Here is a 22,289-nt window from a genome sequence, read left to right as displayed (position 1 = left end):
TATTCAAATCTATGAAAAAAATGTAAAATAGAGGGAGAAATATAAATTGGGGGAGAATCTTATGGATGAAACGATTTTATCAATTGAAGAGCTAAAACGAGAGGATCTGATTCGAAAAAACAAATTGGTCGGTCTTGTTTCCTTAATTTCTGTCATTCTAGCAATTATTGTTGAAGCTTCAATTGGACAACCCCTACAAATGATTCTCACGATCGGAATTGGTGGGGCGATTTTTTTATCTATCTTACATATACTGATTTATAAGAATCTATTTTTAACACAAACACCTTATTTTTCAGTGATAGGGATATCGGTAGTCCTGTTTGTTATTATGTCTAGCTCGCAATCAGCGCCAATCGTCCTTTTACCGTTCTACCTTTTGACAACGGTTGCAATTTATAACAAGCGTAAAACCTTATACTTTGGTGTGGTTTGTGCGATTGTGATCACGGTTTTATTTTTCGTGACAAAGGGGCAGGAATTTGGGTATACCCCGAAGGAACTTGTCATCTATTATTTAATTTTTACAGTTATCATCGTAACCCTGTTTTTCCAGAGTTTTGTAACTGGACGACTAACCCAAGATATGCAGGCTACGCAGGAACAAACGGAGCATCTTTTACAAATGAGAAAGCAGCATGCGGCACAGCTTGAAGCGAGCTCACAAACGATTAGCGACAACATTACAAACATTCGTCGCCAAGGTGAAGAGCAAATGCATACATTCAATGAAATGACCATTGCTGTTTCTGAAATTTCTGCTGGTATGAATACGCAAAACGAATCCGCATCAACGATTACTGAATCTATAGAGAATCTCAATAGGGTTGTTCAGGAGCTTGTAAAAGGCTCAAACCACTTAAGTATTCAGACGGATAATGCCAATCAAGCAGCTGACAATGGAAATGAAACAATTGACCTTTTACTAACAAAAATTACGGACTTTCAGGCATCTGTATCTTCTATGTCTGAAACAATGAATCTACTTGTTGAAAAAATTAATGAGACCAATGGATTTACGGACCGTATACAAGAAATTGCATCACAAACAAATTTACTTGCTTTGAATGCCTCAATTGAAGCGGCTCGCGCCGGTGAAAGTGGCAAAGGCTTTGCCGTCGTTGCGTCTGAAATACGAAAGCTTTCTGAGGTGACATCTAACACAGCCAACCTCATCGCAGAAAATCTAAAAGAAGTAAACGAAAGCACGACCTTAACACAAAAACAAATGACAGAGAATGCTGAAAAAATGGACGAGAGTGTGAAGCTAACAAAGGATACAAAAGGCGTCTTCACAGTCATCGACGATACTGTTTCCGAACTGAACGAAGCTGTAAAACATTTCGAAAAAATTACGAACGAAATCGGTAAATCAGCGGTTTCTATGGAAACCTCTGTCAGCGAATTTGCGGCTATCATTGAGGAAACAACCGCATCACTCGAGGAAATCACAGCATCCATCGAAAACCAAAACGACCAAATGCAGCATCTCGTCTCTTACGTCCAAAACACAGACGACGTCACTGCAGAATTGATGGAGATTTTTAAAGAAAAATAGGGCGGGTTCACCTGTCCTGGCGGGACACGGGGACAGGTCTACTTTCCCATTAAAGGAGAGATACATATGGTCTATCAAGCTAGTGAAAATCGGTATAGTGAAATGAAGTATAATCGTGTTGGAAAGTCTGGTTTGTTGTTGCCCGCAATTTCCTTAGGATTGTGGCATAATTTCGGGGGAGTCGACTCATTTGAAAATGGCCGTAACATTTTACGAAGAGCTTTTGACCTTGGAATTACCCATTTTGATTTAGCGAACAATTATGGTCCGCCTCCAGGTAGCGCGGAAGAAATGTTTGGAAAGATGCTGAAAGCTGATTTTGCGCCATATCGTGATGAGATGGTGATTTCTACGAAGGCGGGCTACCATATGTGGGAAGGTCCATATGGGGACTGGGGTTCAAGAAAGTATTTGATTTCAAGCCTTGATCAAAGCTTAAAACGAATGGGTCTTGAGTATGTCGATATTTTTTATTCGCACCGACCAGATCCGAACACGCCACTTGAGGAAACAATGGGCGCTCTTGACCATATCGTAAGACAAGGTAAAGCGTTGTACGTGGGGATTTCCAACTATAGCCCAACGCAAACGTTAGAAGCGAATCGTATTTTAAAAGAGTTAGGAACACCACTGCTCATTCATCAGCCAAGATATTCAATGTTTGATCGTTGGATTGAAGATGGACTGCAGGATGTGTTGATAGCAAATGGCGTGGGCTCTATCGTCTTTTCACCGATGGCGCAAGGATTATTAACGAATAAGTATTTTGGTGGCATTCCGAACGATTCAAGGGCAGCGAAAGAAAACACATTCCTTCAAAAAGACCAAATTACAGAAGATGTTTTACAAAAAATCCAACAGCTAAACGAACTTGCTTCAGAAAGAGGACAAAGCCTTGCGCAAATGGCGTTAGCATGGGTTCTCCGCGAAGGACGTGTCACATCGGCTTTGGTTGGCGCAAGCAAAGTGAGCCAAGTAGAGGACAGTGTAGCAGCCTTAAAAAACCTCGATTTCACAGAAGAAGAATTAACCAAAATTGAGGATATTTTAAAATAAAACAAGTCATACTAGTAAAGCGCATAATAGAAGGGGAGTAACCTGCATTCGGGATACTCCTCTTTTATTTTGGGACCGCAGGGACGGTTCCTCTGGTCCCCTCCTTGCGCGGAACCACGAGAACCGTCCCTCTGGTTCCGCTGATCCTCTTTAATTTTTTAAATGAAACGCCCGATGTTTCCTCCATCCACGCCTCTTCGACCAAAATCCGAGTAGTGACAAGTACTTTACATTATGGTATTTTCGTTGGTAAGAAAACACAAAATTATAGGAATTTAGTGAATAGTAAAAGAGTGATATTGGGAGGTTGATAGAATGCTAGTTACAGCAGTTGTAATTGGGGCGGGTGACCGCGGGGCGAGGGCATATGCTCCATATGCTTTAGATCATCCACACGAACTCAATATTGTGGGTGTGGCTGAACCCAATGAAGATAGAAGAAAAAAATTTCAAGAATTGCATTTGATTGAAGATAAACATGTTTTTACGTCATGGGAAGAGTTGATGGAGCAAGGTAAAATTGCGGATATCGCAATCATTTGTACACAGGACAAATTCCATTTTGAACCCACGATTCATGCACTAAAGCAGGGATACCATGTGCTTTTGGAAAAACCGATGTCGCCGGATGTACGGGAATGTATTGAAATGGAACGGGTTGCCCGGGAGTATGATCGTAAATTAACGATTTGTCATGTTTTACGTTATACGGAATTTTGGTCGACGATCAAACAGATAGTTGAAGAAGGAAAAATAGGTGAAGTCGTCTCCTTGCAATTAAATGAAAATGTGGAAGTCATGCATATGTCTCACAGCTTTGTAAGAGGGAACTGGAGTAATAAGGAGAAGTCCAGCCCAATGATTTTACAAAAGTCGTGTCATGATATGGATATTATTAGCTATGTCATGGACAAAAAGTGCGAACGGATTAGTTCCTTTGGGTCTCTGATTCATTTTAAGAAAGAAAATGCACCAGAAGGCGCTCCGAAAAGATGTTTGGATGGGTGTCCGGTTGAGCTTGAGTGTCCATTCCATGCGGGCAGGTATTATCTAGGGGAGGGTAAAGGCTGGGCCAAGAAGTTTACAGAAGATCACTCACGGGAAGGGATCATTAAGGCACTACACGAAACTCCTTACGGCAAATGTGTATATCAATCGGATAATAATGTCGTTGACCATCAGGTTGTAAATATGGAGTTTGAGGGTGGTGCAACTGCAACCTTTAGTATGTGCGGGTTCACACGCGAACAAACCCGTATCGTGCAGATTATGGGAACGAAAGGTGAGATACGTGGAAAGATGGATGAAAATACCCTCTCCATCTATGATTTTCTTACGAAACACGAAACTATTATTCGCCTCCCGAATTCTGTTGGAGGGCATAGTGGTGGTGATTTCGGGATTATCCGCTCATTTATAAAAGACATACAAAACCCATCACAAAAAGAAAGCATAAGTTCTGCTGCGATTTCGTTAAGAAGCCACCTCATGGCCTTTGCTGCCGAGGAATCCAGATTGCAACAAGGAAAATCCATTGAGTTAGATGAGTTTTATCAGCAGTATACGAATTAAATAGGTACAGAGTGGTCAAGGGGACAACTACCTTGGCTCACTCTCATTTGGGTGTGGGATCACAAGAACCGTCCCTCTGGTTCCTACTGATTCCGGATAAAATCAACAAAATGCTGCAATCCGATTTTAGGGAAACGATGTGGTTTTTGAACCATCCATAGTGCACGTGTGAGTGAAAAATTGCTCACATTGATCTGACATAATGTTCCTAGTTCTAGTTCCTTTAAAACGGTAATCCTCGGGAGAATGCTGATTCCAAGTCCAGCTTCAACGGCACTTTTAATAGATTGAATGCTTCCTAGCTCCATTTCACTCTCAATGTCGTCAAGAATTCCATACTCACGAAGGTAATTTTCAACAATCAAACGAGAACCCGATTCAGGCTCCCGCCAAATCATTTTTTCCTCAACCAATTCACTAATCTCTATTGTTTTGCGCTCCTTCCAGCGGTGTTCATTCGACGTGACTAAAACAAGCTCATCTTCGGCAAACTTTTCAATGGTTAAAATCGGATTTTCTACATGACTTTCTACGAGAGCGATATCAATTTCATTGTTTTCTAGCATGGCGATCATATTTGGGGTATTTCCTATCGTAAGGCTAAACGTTATATGTGGATATCCTTTTTTTATCGTTCCAAGAATTTGAGGCAATAGATATTCACCGATCGTTAAGCTTGCACCTATATGTAAATTCACTTCCTCATTTCCAGTCACTTTCTGAACAGCGTCAAATGATCTTTTGATATTTTCAATCACTTCTTTCGCGTATGGATAGAGGACTTCCCCGGCCTTTGTAAGTTCAAGTCGCCCACCGTTTCTCTCAAAAAGCAAGGTACCATACTCATTTTCAAGTTGGCTTATTTTTTTAGTCACAGCTGGTTGAGAGATATAACTCATCCGGGCTGCAGTTGTGATACTTCCCTCTTCAACCACGAGGCAAAAGAGTTTAAGATTCTCAATGTTCATGGTATCCCCCCTTCGATAGTAGTTTTTAATTTCATTATATAAGAATGAGAACGTATTATTCTATATCGTCAGCGATATTACGTTTTGTTATGACCTATTATACATTGTTATTTTACTACAACTAGGATGTTTGATAGGTTAGTAGGGAAGCATACATAGGGGGAACGTAATTATGGATATTGTAACAGGCGTTTTACTTGTGGCAATTGGGATTTTTGCCGGCGGTTATGGTGCGATTGTTGGGGCTGGAGGCGGCTTTCTATTTGTACCAGCACTATTGCTGCTCTTTCATGTCGATCCGATTATTGCCGCAGGAACAGGACTGGTCATTGTATTAATTAACTCATTGTCTGGTGTATTTGGATATGCCAAACAAAAACGGATAGATTACCGAACAGGAATTCTAGTAGGGATAGGAGCGTTCCCGGGAACATTTATCGGTGTGAAGCTTCTACAATCCTACTCTTCTACCTATTTTTATTTTTTCTTTGCGAGTGTACTCGTTTTTTTAGGCTTCTTTTTAGTAATTAAAAATACGAATCTGCTAAAAAAGAAGAATATGAGACAAGAAGCGAAAAATGAAGCCGCAGCAACGGGAGAAGCTATCGATAACATTACCTTTAATCCTCAAGCAGCCACAAGGTTACAAGCTAAATGGCTGATTCCACTTGGTTTTTTCATGGGAATTCTTTCAAGCTATCTTGGAATTGGGGGAGGTTGGATGCTTGTCCCGATTTTGGTATACATATTTCGTGTTCCAACCTATATTGCAACCGCGACCTCCATCTTTTCCCTATGTCTGTATTCTTCTGTTGGTGTTTTTCTTCAGGTCTGGCACGGGAATATTGATTGGCTTATCGTTGCCTTTGGAGGAGCTGGAATTATATTGGGTTCACAACTAGGCGTCTTTCTCTCACAAAAAATCCCTAGCCGAATCATTATGCAAATGCTATCCTTTTTATTAATCGTTATTGGATTTCGTATGTATTTTCATTGAACCAAAGGGACGGTTCTATTGGTCCCTTTGGTTCTCTTTTTTTATGTAACCACGAGAAACGTCCCTATGATGCCCCTGGCATCCCTAAAAATAAAATGTTTACTAAAAATGTTTACTTTGAGGTAATTTCTGTATACTATATAGGTAGAGGGAAGACAGAAGGGATGAGAAAAATATGACCACGATTCGTGATATAGCCCAAAAATCTGGCTTTTCAATTGCGACTGTATCTAGGGTACTTAATAATGATATGAATTTATCTGTTAGTGAAGAAACAAGAGATAAAATTAAAGCGGTTGCGGAAGGATTAGGGTATAAAAAGAAACAAGGGATTACGCAATTAAATAATATTGCCTTCCTTTATTGGATATCCAACGAAGAAGAATTGGAGGATGTTTTTTTTAAGGGAATTCGGACGGAGATTGAAAAGCAAGCGAAGCAACGGAAAATCGAATTGGTTCGTTATCATATAGACGATGGTATAGAAAAGGTAGATAAGAATTCAACTGGGTTTATTGCAATTGGAAAATTAACAGAACGGGAAATCAAGTACTTAGAGGAAATCACACCACATGGCGTGTTCTTAAATACTAGAAGAGACCCGCAGAATCTAGATTCTGTTCTCCCAGATTTGAAGTTTATGACAGAATATATGATTCGGTTTTTTGAAGGCCTTGGTTACAACCGAATAGGGTTTATCGGTGCGGATGATTATGATGTGGAGACAAATGAACCGATTCCTCAGTTAAGGGAGATTACATTCAGAAACTACCAACGCGAACGAAATAAATTAAGAGAAGAGGATATCTTAATCGTACCAGCAAGTACGGTGAAGAATGGTTACAAAGTTGCAATGAAAGCCATTGAGGAAATGGGAGATAACCTCCCAGAAGCATTTTGTGTTGCGACAGATCCACTTGCGATTGGGGCACTTCAAGCATTTAATGAGATGCAAATTCCAATACCACAAAGAGTCGCCTTCTTTAGTATTAATAATATCAGTGTTACGAAATATGTTTCCCCGCCATTAACAACCTTTCATATTGATATTCCCACTCTTTGTGAAACAGGGTTGGATCTGATAGAGGAAAGGTTAACAAAAAATAGAACAACAGCGAAAACGGTATATATACAAGGGAAACCAATTTTTCGAAAAAGTACACCATCTATAGGGGAAGAAAAGTGAGCTAAACGGCTCGCTTTTTTTATTGCTTTTGATTGCTTAACCTTGCCATTCTTACTGTATGAACACGAATTCCATGGAAAAAGTAATAGTAGATTTGTTGGTAAATGGAAAATCTGGCATTTAGTTAGTAAAAACAAGATATTTTTTAGTAAAAAACATAAATTTAAACGTTTACATGTTTAGTTAAAGGTGATATGATTTTATTAGTAAACAAATTACTAAAAAAGGGGAATTAGTTTATGAAAAATAAGTTCAGCTTTTTTATTGTAGGGATTGGATTGGCTATTTTATTGACTGCTTGTGGTAGTTCGGGTGGTCAAAGCGCTGCAGATGATGAAGTTATTACAATCTGGGCAAATAATATTAATGTTCCAGTCTTAGAGAAGGCAGCAGAAATCTATAAAAAAGATCACCCTGATTTTAAAGTAGATATTATTGAAACCGGTGGTCAGGACATTAAGAGTAAAACAACAACAGGTTTACAAGCGGGTGGTAAAGGTTTACCAGATGGAATGCTTCAAACAGACGATGAGCTACAAGGTAAATTAGAAGCTTTCCCAGGTGCGTTTGCTAACCTGAGTGAACTTGGCTATGACGAATTTAAAAATGATTTCCCGGATTTTAAGCTAGAGGCAGGATCTAAAGATGGAAATATTTATGCGATGCCATTTGATACAGGCCCAGCAGCTGTATTTTATCGTACAGATATCTTCGCAGAAGCAGGCGTAAATCCTGATGACATTAAAACATGGGATGACTTTGTTGAAGCTGGTGGAAAAGTGAAAGAAGCTACTGGTAAAGCGATGCTAAGTTTCGACCAAGCAGATGCGAACCAATACACAATCATGCTAAACCAGCAAGGTGAAGGCTATTTTGACGAGAACAATAACTTAACTGTTGGTAGTGAAGCTTCTGTTAATGCTCTTGAAGTATTGAAAGGTTTACATGAAAAAGACGCTCTTTTAGGTGTTACGGGTTGGGATGCATGGGTAACGTCGATTGCGAATTCAGATACCGCATCTGTTATTGCGGGTGGTTGGTTAGTTGGAACAATTAAACAACAAGCACTTGATACAGAAGGTAACTGGGGCTTAATGCCGTTACCAGCACACGAGGAAGGTGGATCACGTTCATCTGTCCAAGGTGGTAGCTCATTTGTTATTCCTTCAACTGGTAATCAGGTTCAGGAAACTTATGACTTCTTATCTTGGTTTACAACAAGTGTGAAGGCGCAGGAAATCGCTATGGAAGGCGGATTATTCCCGACCTATGCACCAGTGTTTGAATCTGAAATGTTTGATGCAGAAGAGCCATTCTTCGGAAATCAAAAAATCTGGCGTTTCTTAGCAGATGAAATGGACAAGATTCCGACGATTATCTATACAAAAAATGATCCAATCGCACGTGATGAAATCGTAAAAGCACAAGGTGAAGCTTTGAATGGCAAAAGCCCAGATGAAGCGATGCAACAGGCTAAGAAAAACATTGAAAATCGAATGAAATAATTCTATTAACGAAAAATGGGGTAATGGAGGAAATCTTTCATTACCTCTCCCATGAATAAGGGGGTTGACAACATGATAAATCAAATCAACAAAACAAAATGGACGCCGTATTTATTTTTAGCCCCGGCGCTCATTTTATTTCTTATATTTACGGTATATCCGATCGTTTCTTCCTTTATTTTAAGCTTTCAAACGTCTCAAGGTGGAGTTTATGTATTTACTGGGCTTGATAACTATATACGTCTACTCAAAGATACAACATTCCATCAAGCCCTATATAATACTTTTATCATTTGGATTGTTCAAGTGCCGATTATGATACTTTTTGCGCTTGTTTTAGCAGCGCTTTTAAATAGTAAACTATTAAAGTTTAAGGGTTTATTCCGGACAGGGTTCTTTCTACCAGCTGTCACTTCATTGGTGGCATACTCTATTTTATTCTCAATCATCATGATGGATAAAGGGATCTTAAATCAATTTTTAAGTCTTTTTGGGATTGATGCTATTCCTTGGTTAAATGATCCGTTCTGGGCGAAGGTTTCTATTATTATTGCAATGACGTGGAGATGGACAGGTTATAACATGGTAATCTATCTTGCTGCGATGCAGAATATTTCAGAGGAAACGTATGAAGCAGCTTCAATGGATGGTGCAGGGAAGGTTCGACAATTCTTCTCTATCACAATTCCGCAATTGAAACCAATTATTTTATTCACTTCAATTATCTCAACGATTTCGACCTTACAGTTGTTCGATGAACCATTCAACCTTACAAAAGGTGGTCCTGGAGATTCAACGGCAACACTAGGATTACTGATTTATAAAAATGGATTCCAATACTATGACTTTAGCTATGCGTCTGCCATTGCATATGTAGTTGTAGTAATCGTTGCAATCCTATCACTTATTCAATCAAAAGTAACGGGAGATGGTAAATGATGCAAGAAAATAAAACATCTAGATTCTCGAGAAAAGCTGGTATTTTTCTTCTCTTGCTAATCGGTATCGTGATATCAATCTTCCCATTTTATTGGATGCTTGTTGGTGCAACAAATCATACAAGTAAAATGTTTTCGAATCCTCCAACCTTGTCATTTGGTGATCAATTTATAACCAACTTTACGAATCTGAATGAGAGTATCAATATTTGGCGGGTATTGTTTAATTCCGTATTTGTTTCAGGTGTTTATGTCATTTTGGCACTCTTGGTTTCAACAATGGCAGCATATGCATTAGCGAAATTTCATTTTAAAGGGAATAAATTTATTTTTACAACATTTTTATTATCGATGATGATTCCGTATCAAGCCCTTCTTATTCCTCAGTTTAGGATGATGGCTGATTACGGATTATTAAATACGTATATTGCCCTAATTTTACCGACTGTTTGTACACCTTTTGCCATCTTTTTGATGAGACAAAACTTTATGGCGTTTCCAACAGAATTGATTGAAGCGGCCCGCATGGATGGAGCCGGAGAAATGAAAATTTTCTTTCGTATTGTCATCCCATCTATGAAGCCGGCGCTTGCGGCGACATCCATTTTCTTATTCCTATCACAATGGAATAACTTTCTATGGCCGTTAGTGGTAACAACATCAACTGATATGTATACGTTCCCTGTTGCGTTATCAAGTCTAAAGGGTGTTTCTATCATCGATTATGGTCAAATAAATGTCGGAATTTTGATTGCAACGATTCCAATTATCATTTTCTTCCTTGCTCTACAGAAGCATTTTATCCAAGGTATGCTGGGAAGTGCGATTAAATAGGAAATACAACTAACTTTTGGAGGTCAAAATGAAGCAGCTAAAAGATTACGAGAACCAGAATGTTCTTCAAAAGAATCGAATAAACGATCGTTCTTACTTTATGTCTTATCAGAACTTGGAGGATGCGCTTAGCTTTGAGAGAGGTCGTGCGCCAGGGTTTATTTTATTAAATGGAATGTGGAAGTTTCATTATGCAGAAACGCCCGAACATGCACCAGAAACATTTTATAAAAATGACTTTGATGCGAGCAATTGGGATGATTTACAAGTTCCCTCAAGCTGGCAGTTGCATGGGTACGGAAAGCCGCATTATACAAATGTTCAATATCCATTCCCGGTTGATCCGCCTTATGTTCCAACTGAAAATCCAACGGGTTCCTATCGACGTGATTTTTATGTAACTGATGAAATGCTTAAAGGATTAGTTTTTCTTCGTTTTGAAGGAGTAGATAGTGCCTTTCATGTGTGGATCAACGGTCAGTTTGTTGGCTATAGTCAAGGGAGTCGCTTACCGTCTGAGTTTGATGTGACATCCTTTGTTCAGGAAGGAATGAATACCATTGCAGTACGGGTCTATCAATGGTCTGATGGTAGTTATATTGAGGATCAGGACATGTGGTGGTTAAGTGGGATTTTTAGAGATGTGTACTTACTAGCAAAGCCGAAAGTATATACACATGATTTCTTTGTAAAAACGAACCTGGATTCAGAATTTAAGGATGCAGAATTGCAGATTGAAACGGTGATACATTCACAAAGTGCTAGTTCTAAAGAGTACGAGTTGGATATCCAGTTTTTTGATGCAGACTATAGAGAGATAAAAGAAGCGCAACGGGAAGTAAAAGTTCAATTGGGTGGGGCAGTTAAGGTAAAACTAGATACTAGTATACTAGTAACTAATCCCCATAAATGGACGGCAGAAACTCCGTATTTATACTACTTGGTTATGACGTTAAAGGATGATCAAGGCAATATTATTGAAGTAATCCCATCAAAGGTTGGATTTAGACAAGTAGAGTTAAAGAATGGCTTAATACAAGTAAATGGCGTACCTGTCCTTTTTAAAGGTGTCAACCGTCATGACCATCATCCAGATTTAGGTCGTGCTGTTCCACTCGATTGGATGATAAAAGATATTAAACTAATGAAGCAGCATAATATTAATGCCGTGCGTACTGCACATTATCCAAATGACCCGCGCTTTTATGATTTATGTGATGAGTATGGGTTATATGTCATTGATGAGACGGACATAGAATGTCATGGATTTGATAGAATTGGGAAACCACATCAGTTAAGCCAGGATCCGGAGTGGAAGGATGCCTATGTAGACCGTATGAAGAGAATGGTAGAACGTGATAAAAATCATCCATCTATCATTATCTGGTCGTTAGGAAATGAATCTGGATTTGGACAAAATCATATTGAAATGGCGGAGTGGGTAAAACAAAAGGATCCGACCAGACTTGTTCATTATGAAGGGGAAACTCGTTTCATAATGACTCAAGAAAACAATAATCCAACACGTTTGCATGAAGCAGCTGACATGTTCTCCACCATGTATACCCCACATGCCATTATGGAGCAATTAGGTAAACGAACAGATTTGGCTCAGCCTCATATTTTATGTGAATTTGCTCATGCGATGGGGAATGGACCAGGTGGGTTCAAAGAGTATTTTGACTTGTTTTATAAGTATGAACGTCTTCAAGGTGGATTTGTCTGGGAATGGCTAGATCACGGTATTCGTCAATTTACAGAAGATGGCGAGGAATATTTTGCATATGGTGGGGATTTTGGAGAAACGCCACATGACGGTACATTTGTTATTGATGGGCTTGTCATGCCAGATCGCACTCCATCTCCAGCGCTGTTAGAATATAAAAAGGTGATTGAACCTGTGAGGGTTGACGCGGTTGATCTCGCAAAGGGTACCGTTCGCATTCATAATCTGTACAATTTTAGTACATTAAACCACCTAACACTATCATGGTCTCTCGTTTCAGACGGAAAAGTGTTAGCTAGTGGAATGGTAGAGATGCCAACTATTCATCCGGGTGAGTCGGATGTAGTTTCGATTCCATTCGCATTGCCAGAGATGAAAAAGGCTAATACCGATTACTGGTTAAACCTCCAATTTAATCAGTCGATGGATACAAAATGGGCAAAAGCAGGTCATGAAGTGGCATGGGCACAATTTGAGTTACCGGTAAAAGAGGTTGCAGAAGTAAAAGAGCACCGAGCGTATTGTTCATTAAATGTGAATGAATCCGAACATAAGCTTGAGGTGTGCGGAGAGTCCTTCCAGTATACCTTCAATAAAATATACGGTGTACTCGAGTCGTGGAAACACCAAGGTGTCGAATTGTTAGAACATGGTCCGAAGATTAACATCTGGAGAGCGCCGACGGATAATGACAAGCTCGGCTTAGAGGAATTTAGCGTAAAAAAAGAAGAAGCAGAGTGGAGAGAGTTCGGTCTAGACCACATGCAAACTCGCGTAATTGATGTAGCGCATGAAGTGACGCAAACGAAAGATCAAGTAAAAATTTACGTAAAGTCTCGAATGGCACCGCCTGTATTTGCGTGGGGCTTTGAAACTACAATGACGTATACCATTACGAAGAATGGGGCATTGACGATTGAGGTGGATGGAAAGAAACGAGGAAAATCATCGTCCACATTACCGAAAATTGGTCTGCAAATGAAATTGAATCCAGAGTTGAATCAAGTCGATTGGTACGGTAGAGGACCGGGTGAAGCCTATTCCGATAGCAAGCTTGCAAATCGCTTTGGGATTTGGGCTAATACAATAGAGGAGCTCCACACTCCATACGTCGTTCCACAGGAAAATGGAAATCGACATGAAGTAAGGTGGGCTTCGCTAACAGATCTCTCAGGTGTTGGTTTACTTGTGGTAGGGCAACCAAGCTTTGATTTTAGCGTAAGCTATTATTCAACTGAAACGCTTGAAAATGCGGATCATACCTACGATTTGATGAAGGATGATTTTATCACCTTTAACGTAGATTACAAGCATCAGGGCTTAGGGTCAGCAAGCTGTGGACCGGGAGTTCTAGAACACTATCAATTAAAAAATGAGGACTTTCACTTCACGGTAAGCTTTCGTGCCTATTCAAAAAGAGAGCACTCACCAATCCAATTAAGTAAAATGATATAATTACTCACTTTTTAGCCTGTTACCATCTCTAGTGGTGACAGGTTTTTTCTAGTATGTGGGACACAAGGACAGGTGCACTGTCCCTTGAGATCGAGATGTATATTAATTTTTAGTAAAAATTAAGTAAAAAACGTTGACGTTTTTTACCTACCTCTCTACAATAAAAGTAGAAACAATAGTATTGGAGGCAACCATCATGGATCTCAAACAACTTTCAGATAAATTCACTACGATTTTTAACGAAAACGATTACAGAAGCTTCTTTGCGCCTGGGCGGATTAACCTCATTGGTGAGCATACCGACTACAACGGTGGTCATGTGTTCCCTGCATCCATCACAAAAGGAACGTATGCCCTTGCTAGAAAGCGCGAAGACAACAAAATCAGAATGTACTCACTGAACTTCAAAGACCTTGGGGTAATCGAGTTTGACATCAATAATCTTGACTACAACAAAGCACATGACTGGGCTAATTATCCAAAGGGCATGATACGTTACCTCAAAGAAAAAGGTTACTCAATTACAAAGGGCGTGGATGTTCTTTTTTACGGAAACATTCCAAACGGCGCGGGTCTTTCTTCATCAGCATCCATTGAACTTGTATCAGGAGTGATGTTTGAAAAACTATTCGATCTTGAAATTGACCGCGTGGAACTTGTAAAAATTGGTCAACTTGTGGAAAATAAGTTCATTGGTGTAAACAGTGGGATTATGGACCAATTTGCAATCGGCATGGGTAAAAAGAATGCAGGAATTTTACTAGATTGTGATACATTAAAGTATGAATACGCGCCATTGGAACTCGACGAGCATCTTATTTTAATCATGAACACAAACAAGCGTCGTGAGCTTGCGGATTCAAAATATAATGAGCGTCGCAGCGAGTGTGAACAGGCGCTTGCACAACTTCGAAAAGAACTTGATGTTCAAGCACTCGGGAATATCACTAGTAACCAATTTGAACAGCATAAGCATCTAATAGAAAATGAAACATTACAAAAGCGTGCGAAACATGCGGTATATGAAAATGAAAGAACTTTAGATGCGTTAAAAGCCCTCAAAGCAGGCGACTTAACAGAATTTGGTCGCTTACTAAACGCATCTCATACATCATTACGTGATGACTATGAAGTAACTGGCAAAGAGCTTGATACTTTAGCTGAAGCAGCATGGGCGCAAGAAGGTGTATTGGGTGCTCGCATGACAGGTGCTGGTTTCGGTGGCTGTGCGATTGCCCTTGTCGAGAAAGACAAAGCACAACAAATCATCGAAAACATTGGAAAAGTCTACGAAGAAACCATCGGCTATCCGGCTTCCTTCTATGAAGTAAGCATCGGTGATGGGGCGAAAGAATTATAAAAGGGACACAGGTGCCCAAACAAAAGGAGCGAATCTACAATGAGTATTTTAGTTTTAGGTGGAGCGGGTTATATCGGTTCACATGCCGTTTACCAATTAATTGACGCAAACGAAGACGTGGTGGTTGTTGATAATCTTCAAACGGGTCACAGAGAGGCGGTTCATCCGAAGGCGAAGTTTTACCAAGGGGATATTCGTGACCGTGCCTTTCTACAATCTGTTTTTGAAAAAGAAAACATTGACGCAGTGATCCACTTTGCGGCAAATTCACTTGTCGGTGAATCAATGGTTGACCCATTAAAATACTACGACAACAATGTGTACGGAACACAGATTGTGCTTGAAACCATGAAAAACAATAACGTGAAATATATCGTCTTCTCATCAACAGCAGCAACCTATGGTGAACCAAAACAGGTGCCAATAACCGAGGACATGCCGACAGTTCCAACAAACACGTACGGTGAAACAAAGCTTGCAATGGAAAAAATGATGAAATGGTCTGAGATGGCGCATGACATTAAGTTCGTGTCACTTCGTTATTTCAATGTGGCAGGTGCGCGTGCAACGGGTGAAATCGGTGAAGATCATGATCCGGAAACACATTTAATCCCGGTCATTTTACAAGCAGCTCTTGGAACACGTGAGTTCATCACAATCTTTGGTGAGGATTACGATACTCCAGACGGCACATGCATTCGTGACTACATCCATGTCGAGGACTTGATTAACGCCCATATTTTAGCATTGAAATACCTGCAAAATAGTGGCGAGAGCAACTATTTTAATCTTGGAAGCAACAGTGGCTTCTCTGTTAAAGAAATGGTAGAAGCAGCAAAAGAGGTTACACAACGCGATATTCCTGTAAAGTTAGGTGACCGACGCGCGGGCGACCCAAGCATTCTTATCGCTTCATCTGGAAAAGCGAAAGAGGTACTTGGTTGGGAGCCAAAACGTACATCTATCAATGAAATCATTAAGGATGCGTGGAACTGGCATGTAAACCACCCAAATGGGTATGAAAGCGAAAGGGATGCGCAATGAACATTTACGGAAGCGTACAACAGCTAACAGAGCAAGCGATTAAAGTCGGACTGATTGAAAAAGAGGACAAGGTTTACGTTCGCAACCAGGTGCTTTCTTTGCTAGGTCTTGAGGACTTCGTGCCAACCGAACAGGTATCACCTGAAAAAGACATCCCAACTTTGGTTGAAGATTTAGTGGAGTATGCGTGTGAAAATGGAGTCATCGAGGATTATTTTGATGCAAAAGAAATTCTAGCGAGTAAAATCATGAACACGATGATTCCACTCCCGTCCGCAGTCACACGTCATTTTTATGAACTTTATGAAAATGACCCGGCAGAAGCGACGAACTATTTTTATGAGTTAAGTAAAAATAGCAACTACATTCAAATGAAGCGAATCGAAAAAAATATTGAATATAAAGTGGAAACGGAGTACGGAGAGTTAGATATCACGATTAATTTATCAAAGCCGGAAAAGGACCCAAAGCAAATCGCGCTTGAAAAAGAGGCAAAAGCGACTGGAGAGAAGTATCCAAAGTGCTTACTTTGTGTGGAGAATGAGGGCTATGCGGGTCGCATCGGTCATCCGGCTCGCTCCAACCACCGCATCATTCCGGTTCCGCTTGAGGGCGAAAACTGGTATCTCCAGTACTCACCATATGTTTATTACAACGAGCATTGTATTGTCCTTTGCGAGGAACATCGCGATATGAAAATCAGCAAGGACACGTTCGCAAGATTACTCGGTTTTGTTGAAAAGTTTCCGCACTACTTCCTGGGTTCAAATGCGGATATTCCGATTGTTGGGGGTTCCATTTTGACCCATGATCACTATCAAGGTGGAAATTACGAGTTCGCAATGGCGAAAGCTGAAGATGAGTTGCAATTTAAGTGGGACCGTTATGGCACTATCGAAATTTCAACGGTAAAATGGCCGATGTCTGTTCTTCGTTTAAGAAGCAGCGACATGGCATCCTTAATTGAAGCAGGAGACCATATACTGCAAGCGTGGCGTCAGTATAGCGACCCTGAAGTCGATATCATCGCATTCACTGGGGATACGCCACATAACACGATTACACCAATTGCTCGGAAGCGAAATGGAAAATACGAACTTGATCTTGTACTTCGCAACAATCGAACAAACGACGAGCATCCACTTGGCATTTTCCATCCGCATGCAGATGTGCATCATATAAAAAAGGAAAATATCGGTCTCATCGAGGTAATGGGATTAGCGGTGCTTCCGGCTCGCCTGAAAACTGAGCTACAAGAGGTCGAAAACTACTTAATTGATGAAGCAAACTCGGTCAACCCCATCCATCAGGAATGGGCGGACGAACTAAAGATGTACAACCCAACAAAAGACAACGTTCACGAGCTTGTGAAGCGAGAAGTCGGTAAAAAATTCATGCGCGTCCTTGAGGATGCCGGTGTATACAAGCGTGATGAAGCGGGTCAAGCGGCGTTTAAGAGATTTATAGACCATTTAACGAGTTAGGAGATTAGGAAAATGGAAGTTAACACACATTTATACGGAACGTTTGATAATCAAGAGGTCCAAGCCTTTACATTGAAAAATGACCAAGGGCTTAGCGTGACTTGCATTGATTTCGGCTGCATAATCACGGAAATTCTAGCACCTGACCGTACTGGAAATTTGGAAAATGTCGTACTCGGATTTGACCGTCTTGAAGGGTATCTTGCTGATACTAGCTACCAAGGTGCAATTGTTGGCCGTACCGCGGGTCGTACTAGAGGCGGACAATTTGATCTGAACGGAAAAACATACTCCCTTGATCAAAATGAAAATAACAATCATATCCATGGTGGGGTAAAAGGGTTCAGCAAGGTAGTCTGGGATTCACGGATTATTAATGAAGAAAACAGAGTCGGAGTTGAGTTTACGTATCTGAGCGAGGACGGTGAAGGGGGCTACCCTGGAACTGTCGAAATGACTGTAGCATACACACTCAACAACGATAATGAATTTGTGATCATGGGGAACGGGACACCTGACGCGGACACTATTTTAAACATCACAAATCATGCATATTTTAATCTATCAGGTGATGTAAAAAATGACGTGCTTGATCATGAGCTTACGATAAAAAGCAATAAGTTTCTTGAGTTGGACGAAGAGTTCCTTCCAACTGGCAAGCTGCTAGATGTCACTGGAACGGTGTTTGATTTTAAAAATGGTAGAAAAATTGGAGATGGTCCGAAATCAAAGGATGAGCAAATTGTGCTCGTTGGTCAAGGCTACGACCATCCATTTTTACTAGATGAAAAAGTGGTCCAACTTTACGATGAAGCATCTGGTCGAAAATTAGTAGTAGAAACAAACCAACCAGCAGTCGTCGTTTACACAAGCAACACGCTAAAAGGCTTTAACATGCGCGGTGGCGAAGCACGACCATACTTAGGCGTTTGCCTAGAAACACAGGGATTACCAGACGCAATCCATCACCCTAACTTCCCATCCGTTGTAATCAAAAAGGGCGAACAATACCACTGGGAAACGAAGTATACGTTTTTGGCAAAATAGGGGCCGCGGGGACGGTTCCGCTGGTTCCACAAAAGCAAAAAGATGCACGTGATTACAAGGTAAATTAAACCTTTCTGAGAAAGAAGGTGAACCATGGCGACAATTAAAGATATCGCGGAAAAAGCGGGTGTCTCGATAGCAACGGTATCAAGGGTTCTCAATTATGATGCCAGCTTATCCGTCAGCGACGACACGAAAAAGAGAATATTTGAGATCGCAGAGGCACTGTCGTATAAAAAACGTCCCTCCAAAAAGTCTCCTTCTGCACGAATTGGGATTCTCCTTTGGTACACCGAAAAAGAGGAGCTCAATGACCTTTATTATATGTCGATCAGGCTCGGAATCGAGCAACGCTGTGAGCAGCAAGGCATCCAGGTGGTCAACTTTTATAATAGCATTGAGAGCATGAAGCAGGAGGATCTTCAGGGGATTATCGCGGTTGGCAAGTTCAGCGTCACTCAAGTCAATGAACTATCAAAAATGGCTGAGCATCTCGTGTTCGTCGATTCAAACCCTGACGAAGATGTCTACGATGCGGTCGTAATTGACTTTGAAAAAGCAACGCGAATGGTGTTGGAGCATTTTATTCAAAGTGGACATACGAACATCGGTTATATAGGTGGTCGCGAGGAGTACAAAGATTACTCTGCGGAAATTGAAGAAATCCGAGAAAAAACATTCAAATCCTATCTCAACGAAGCGAATCTATTAGATGAAAGCAATGTTTATATAGGTCATTTTACGGTTGTTGATGGCTACAGGTTGATGAAGCAAGCAATTGAAGAAAAAGGTGACGCACTTCCGACAGCCTTCTTCGCTGCCAATGACCTGATTGCCATCGGTGCATTGCGCGCGCTAAATGAAGAAAAGATTGACGTGCCAAACCGTGTGAGCCTCATCGGCGTCAATGACATCAGTGTATCCAAATATGTCTTTCCACCACTGTCAACGGTCAAGGTCCACACCGAAGTCATGGGTGAAACCGCCGTCGACACGATCCTTGAGCGAATCGCCGGAAGACAAATCGCGAAAAAGATATTCATCACCACGAAATTAGTGATACGAAAAACCTAGTCCCACGACTAGGTTTTTCTCGTCCTATTTAATAGGAAAGAAAGAGTATAAATATCCCCTATGAACCGCGAAAATCCAAGAAACCTTAGTCCAATCCTCTCATGACTCTTCTGATGTTATTTTCTACCTTTTTACACTTGAAATGCTAAAATGACAAAAAATGGACCCTCTTTTACAAATCTATTACTAATTTTCTTTGGGCTGATTTTTCTTTTCTTATGAGATGAAAGTGCTTCCAATGTTTAAAATACCGCCGAATCTTGTCAAGTTAAATTTATATTACAAGGATTAATGATAAAAGGACTATTTTCCTACGAAATGTAATAAAGTGCTTCAAGAGGCTTGAATTCGAGATATTATGTCGAGGTTTATCAACATTCTTCTGTTATATGAATTCATCAAAGGTACTAGGGAACTAGTACGCCTTAGGTAGTAAGCGAGTCCAACAAAGCTAGCAATTTGTAGAAAAATGTAGACAAAACAGGTCTTTCGTATGAAATCTCGTGTTATCAGAATATTTCGGATAAATTGACCTAAACCTAAATATCGGGTAATTTTTAGTATATATTTGGAAAAAATGTGAACGAAGTATGTAATTTTTGCCCTCTAAAAGGGCATTCCACTATATAAAACTTATTTACGATAAGCAGGTGATCTTTATGGGAATTAATGTTTCTGCTGCCATTTCACAAGCTAACCAACTTCGCAACTATGCCTCACAACTTCGTAATCTAAAAAGCTCTCTAAATGGGTTTCAGGGAAATATCAACTCGGCCTGGCAGGCGACAGAGGTCCAGTATATCAATCAAGCAATCGCGGAAATCAATCGTGAATTAAATCAGATTGCCTCGAAGCTTGATTCAGTCGCACCAGATATCATTTCGGTTGCAAACCAAATCAAACGTGAAGAAGAGGCAGCTGCTCGCGCGGCAGAGGAAGCTAGAAGGAGAGCTGAGGAGGAAGCGCGAAAACGAGCTGAAATGAATGGACCATATCCACGCTATTATTAGTAGGATGTTAGGTTCGAAACAGTTGGTGGGGATTAGATGTTACGAAACTTTTATCAAACCTATCAAAAATCGAGCGTAATTGATGAGGGATATAAATGAGTAAATTAAATAAAAAAAAATTTTCCCTTCAGTTTTGTTGTTTATATCCTTTTGTGTGGCTATTTATTTTACAATCGATAGTTTTTTATTTATTTACAATCATCGAGGAGAGATGAGCTTCGGATTATGGGTGCTTTTAGTAGTAACCTTATTTTTAATGTGGTTGAGTTTTGTTTTTTTAAAACAACTTATCAAAGTTTTGTTGGCTAAAACTTTTAAAGAACTTTATAAAATTTATAATCCGTTTAACCCATTTAATCCTTTTAAATTCTAGCATGAGTGAACATTACATAATCAACACCTGATGATGGATGGGACTTCAAGTGCCTTACCAGGCTCTGGTCCCTCAGAACGGTTTCATCTAGTTTTTAGTACTCAAGTGATAGTCGCATAACATCGAGACGAAATATGGCAGGCGGGCTATCAGAAGTCTATCAAAAGGCTTTAGACGAAGTATTTTGGTAGGAGATGACAGAATGCTAAAAGGAGCAAAAGAAGAGGATTTCTACAACATAAAAGTAGTTGCGCAAAATAGACTCAGACCAGATAAGATTACTGGATTCTTCTGGCTAACGCTCATTTTTAGTGGGTTAATAACGGCTCTTACTTCATTGGCTTTAGATGCAGGTATAGCGATCACTAATCCTATCTGGCTAACGATTCAAAAAATAAGTATTGCATTTTTGGTCCTAAATGCAGTTGTTGCCCTATTCTTTACACCTGAAAAAAATGCGTATCGTTATCAGCGTTTGCAGGCTATTTTTCTAAGTATCTTTGGATTAAAGTTTTCCGTGGATTTTTTTCCGTTTTATTTCCTTGCTGCAGAAGATAGGGTGGCTCCAAGTTATATGAGTATCTATGGATGGGTCATATTCCTTGGCGGACTTGTGCTAACTCTATACACGACATTACGAGCTTTTAAAAGGGTAAAACGGGGAGAGTTCCGAAAAGACGGAAATGGACTTTACAAGTTTAAAGAATCGAAAACTGAAATAAGCATTCCGATTGTTTTTGGTTCCGTCATGATAGTTGGAGCAATCATTCAATTATTATCAGATTCAGAAATAATCTTTGTAAATATGATTGAAGTTCTGTTTGTCTTACTTCTTTGTACAGCCCTTCAATATGCGATTGCGTTAGCATGGCCGGAATTTTTATTACTAACCATTAGTAAATTTCAGTTTGAGTCATTCTGTATTCCAAAGATAAAAAGGAAGAAACCGATAAGGCATAAGTTACATAAAAAAAGTGCGAAGGTGAAGAAGTAGTTTAATAGTCACTAGCTGTAACTGTCAACCTCGGTCAGATTGGGAGACTTATGAACAGTTTTTTGTGTCTAACTTCAGGCGCATCGGCTCGAGGTCACAATTCAATCG

The 22,289-nt window shown here is 40.1% G+C and carries 17 protein-coding genes; 16 read left to right on the top strand and 1 reads right to left on the bottom strand.

What is annotated here, in order from left to right; all coding sequences use genetic code 11:
- The first annotated feature begins 61 nt into the window (after positions 1 to 61).
- From RGU12_RS20950 to RGU12_RS20940, 3 genes are all read left to right on the top strand, one after another.
- Positions 62 to 1,558 carry a methyl-accepting chemotaxis protein gene (locus RGU12_RS20950; RefSeq protein ID WP_309537782.1) on the top strand — a complete coding sequence of 499 codons (1,497 nt, stop codon included), beginning with the start codon at positions 62 to 64 and terminating at the stop codon, positions 1,556 to 1,558.
- A gap of 66 nt (positions 1,559 to 1,624) precedes the next feature.
- Positions 1,625 to 2,614 carry an L-glyceraldehyde 3-phosphate reductase gene (gene mgrA, locus RGU12_RS20945; RefSeq protein WP_309537781.1) on the top strand — a complete coding sequence of 330 codons (990 nt, stop codon included), beginning with the start codon at positions 1,625 to 1,627 and terminating at the stop codon, positions 2,612 to 2,614.
- 315 nt (positions 2,615 to 2,929) lie between these two features.
- Entirely contained in the window at positions 2,930 to 4,186 is a 1,257-nt protein-coding gene (locus RGU12_RS20940) for a Gfo/Idh/MocA family protein (RefSeq protein ID WP_309537780.1), read from the top strand.
- An 83-nt stretch (positions 4,187 to 4,269) separates the two neighbouring features.
- Here the strand turns inward: RGU12_RS20940 and RGU12_RS20935 are convergent, their stop codons facing one another.
- Positions 4,270 to 5,154: a LysR family transcriptional regulator gene (locus tag RGU12_RS20935; RefSeq protein WP_309537779.1), complete on the bottom strand. Its 885-nt coding sequence runs from the start codon at positions 5,152 to 5,154 to the stop codon at positions 4,270 to 4,272.
- 172 nt (positions 5,155 to 5,326) lie between these two features.
- On the opposite strand from RGU12_RS20935, the gene RGU12_RS20930 reads away from it, so the two are divergent.
- The 13 genes from RGU12_RS20930 to RGU12_RS20870 all read left to right on the top strand — a co-directional run bounded on the left by RGU12_RS20930 (position 5,327) and on the right by RGU12_RS20870 (position 22,181).
- Positions 5,327 to 6,151, top strand: coding sequence for a sulfite exporter TauE/SafE family protein (locus RGU12_RS20930; RefSeq protein ID WP_309537778.1), 825 nt, complete (start codon positions 5,327 to 5,329; stop codon positions 6,149 to 6,151).
- Between the two features lie 175 nt (positions 6,152 to 6,326).
- Positions 6,327 to 7,337, top strand: coding sequence for a LacI family DNA-binding transcriptional regulator (locus RGU12_RS20925; protein ID WP_309537777.1), 1,011 nt, complete (start codon positions 6,327 to 6,329; stop codon positions 7,335 to 7,337).
- Positions 7,338 to 7,576: 239 nt separating this feature from the next.
- Positions 7,577 to 8,842 (top strand): ABC transporter substrate-binding protein, encoded by a 1,266-nt coding sequence (locus RGU12_RS20920; RefSeq protein WP_309537776.1) that lies wholly within the window; start codon positions 7,577 to 7,579, stop codon positions 8,840 to 8,842.
- Positions 8,843 to 8,914: 72 nt separating this feature from the next.
- Positions 8,915 to 9,781, top strand: coding sequence for a carbohydrate ABC transporter permease (locus RGU12_RS20915; RefSeq protein WP_309537775.1), 867 nt, complete (start codon positions 8,915 to 8,917; stop codon positions 9,779 to 9,781).
- Complete coding sequence (locus RGU12_RS20910) at positions 9,781 to 10,614, top strand: carbohydrate ABC transporter permease (protein ID WP_396232414.1); 834 nt, start codon at positions 9,781 to 9,783, stop codon at positions 10,612 to 10,614. The genes RGU12_RS20915 and RGU12_RS20910 overlap by 1 nt, the downstream gene beginning before the upstream one ends.
- Before the next feature lie 28 nt (positions 10,615 to 10,642).
- Positions 10,643 to 13,795, top strand: a complete 3,153-nt coding sequence (gene lacZ / locus RGU12_RS20905) for a beta-galactosidase, LacZ type (protein WP_309537773.1) — start codon at positions 10,643 to 10,645, stop codon at positions 13,793 to 13,795.
- A 196-nt stretch (positions 13,796 to 13,991) separates the two neighbouring features.
- The gene (locus tag RGU12_RS20900; protein ID WP_309537772.1) at positions 13,992 to 15,155 is read left to right on the top strand and encodes a galactokinase; all 1,164 of its coding nucleotides are present in this window, start codon (positions 13,992 to 13,994) and stop codon (positions 15,153 to 15,155) included.
- Between the two features lie 39 nt (positions 15,156 to 15,194).
- Positions 15,195 to 16,199 carry a UDP-glucose 4-epimerase GalE gene (gene galE, locus RGU12_RS20895; protein WP_309537771.1) on the top strand — a complete coding sequence of 335 codons (1,005 nt, stop codon included), beginning with the start codon at positions 15,195 to 15,197 and terminating at the stop codon, positions 16,197 to 16,199.
- Positions 16,196 to 17,683 carry a UDP-glucose--hexose-1-phosphate uridylyltransferase gene (gene galT, locus RGU12_RS20890; protein WP_309537770.1) on the top strand — a complete coding sequence of 496 codons (1,488 nt, stop codon included), beginning with the start codon at positions 16,196 to 16,198 and terminating at the stop codon, positions 17,681 to 17,683. Before galE ends, galT begins: the two co-directional genes overlap by 4 nt.
- Before the next feature lie 12 nt (positions 17,684 to 17,695).
- On the top strand, positions 17,696 to 18,730 hold the full coding sequence (locus tag RGU12_RS20885) for an aldose epimerase family protein (RefSeq protein ID WP_309537769.1): 1,035 nt from the start codon (positions 17,696 to 17,698) through the stop codon (positions 18,728 to 18,730).
- A gap of 93 nt (positions 18,731 to 18,823) precedes the next feature.
- Positions 18,824 to 19,804, top strand: coding sequence for a LacI family DNA-binding transcriptional regulator (locus RGU12_RS20880; protein ID WP_309537768.1), 981 nt, complete (start codon positions 18,824 to 18,826; stop codon positions 19,802 to 19,804).
- A gap of 659 nt (positions 19,805 to 20,463) precedes the next feature.
- A complete protein-coding gene (locus tag RGU12_RS20875) occupies positions 20,464 to 20,814 on the top strand; it encodes a kinetochore Spc7 family protein (protein WP_309537767.1) in 351 nt (116 codons plus the stop codon).
- 575 nt (positions 20,815 to 21,389) lie between these two features.
- Entirely contained in the window at positions 21,390 to 22,181 is a 792-nt protein-coding gene (locus RGU12_RS20870; RefSeq protein ID WP_309537766.1) for a hypothetical protein, read from the top strand.
- The last annotated feature ends 108 nt before the right edge of the window (positions 22,182 to 22,289 follow it).

It is taken from the genome of Ferdinandcohnia sp. QZ13 (assembly GCF_031324165.1).
Taxonomy (GTDB): Bacteria; Bacillota; Bacilli; order Bacillales; family Bacillaceae_L; genus Ferdinandcohnia.
The sequence above is the reverse complement of the archived record's forward strand: the minus strand, read 5'-3'. Positions and strand labels throughout refer to the sequence as shown.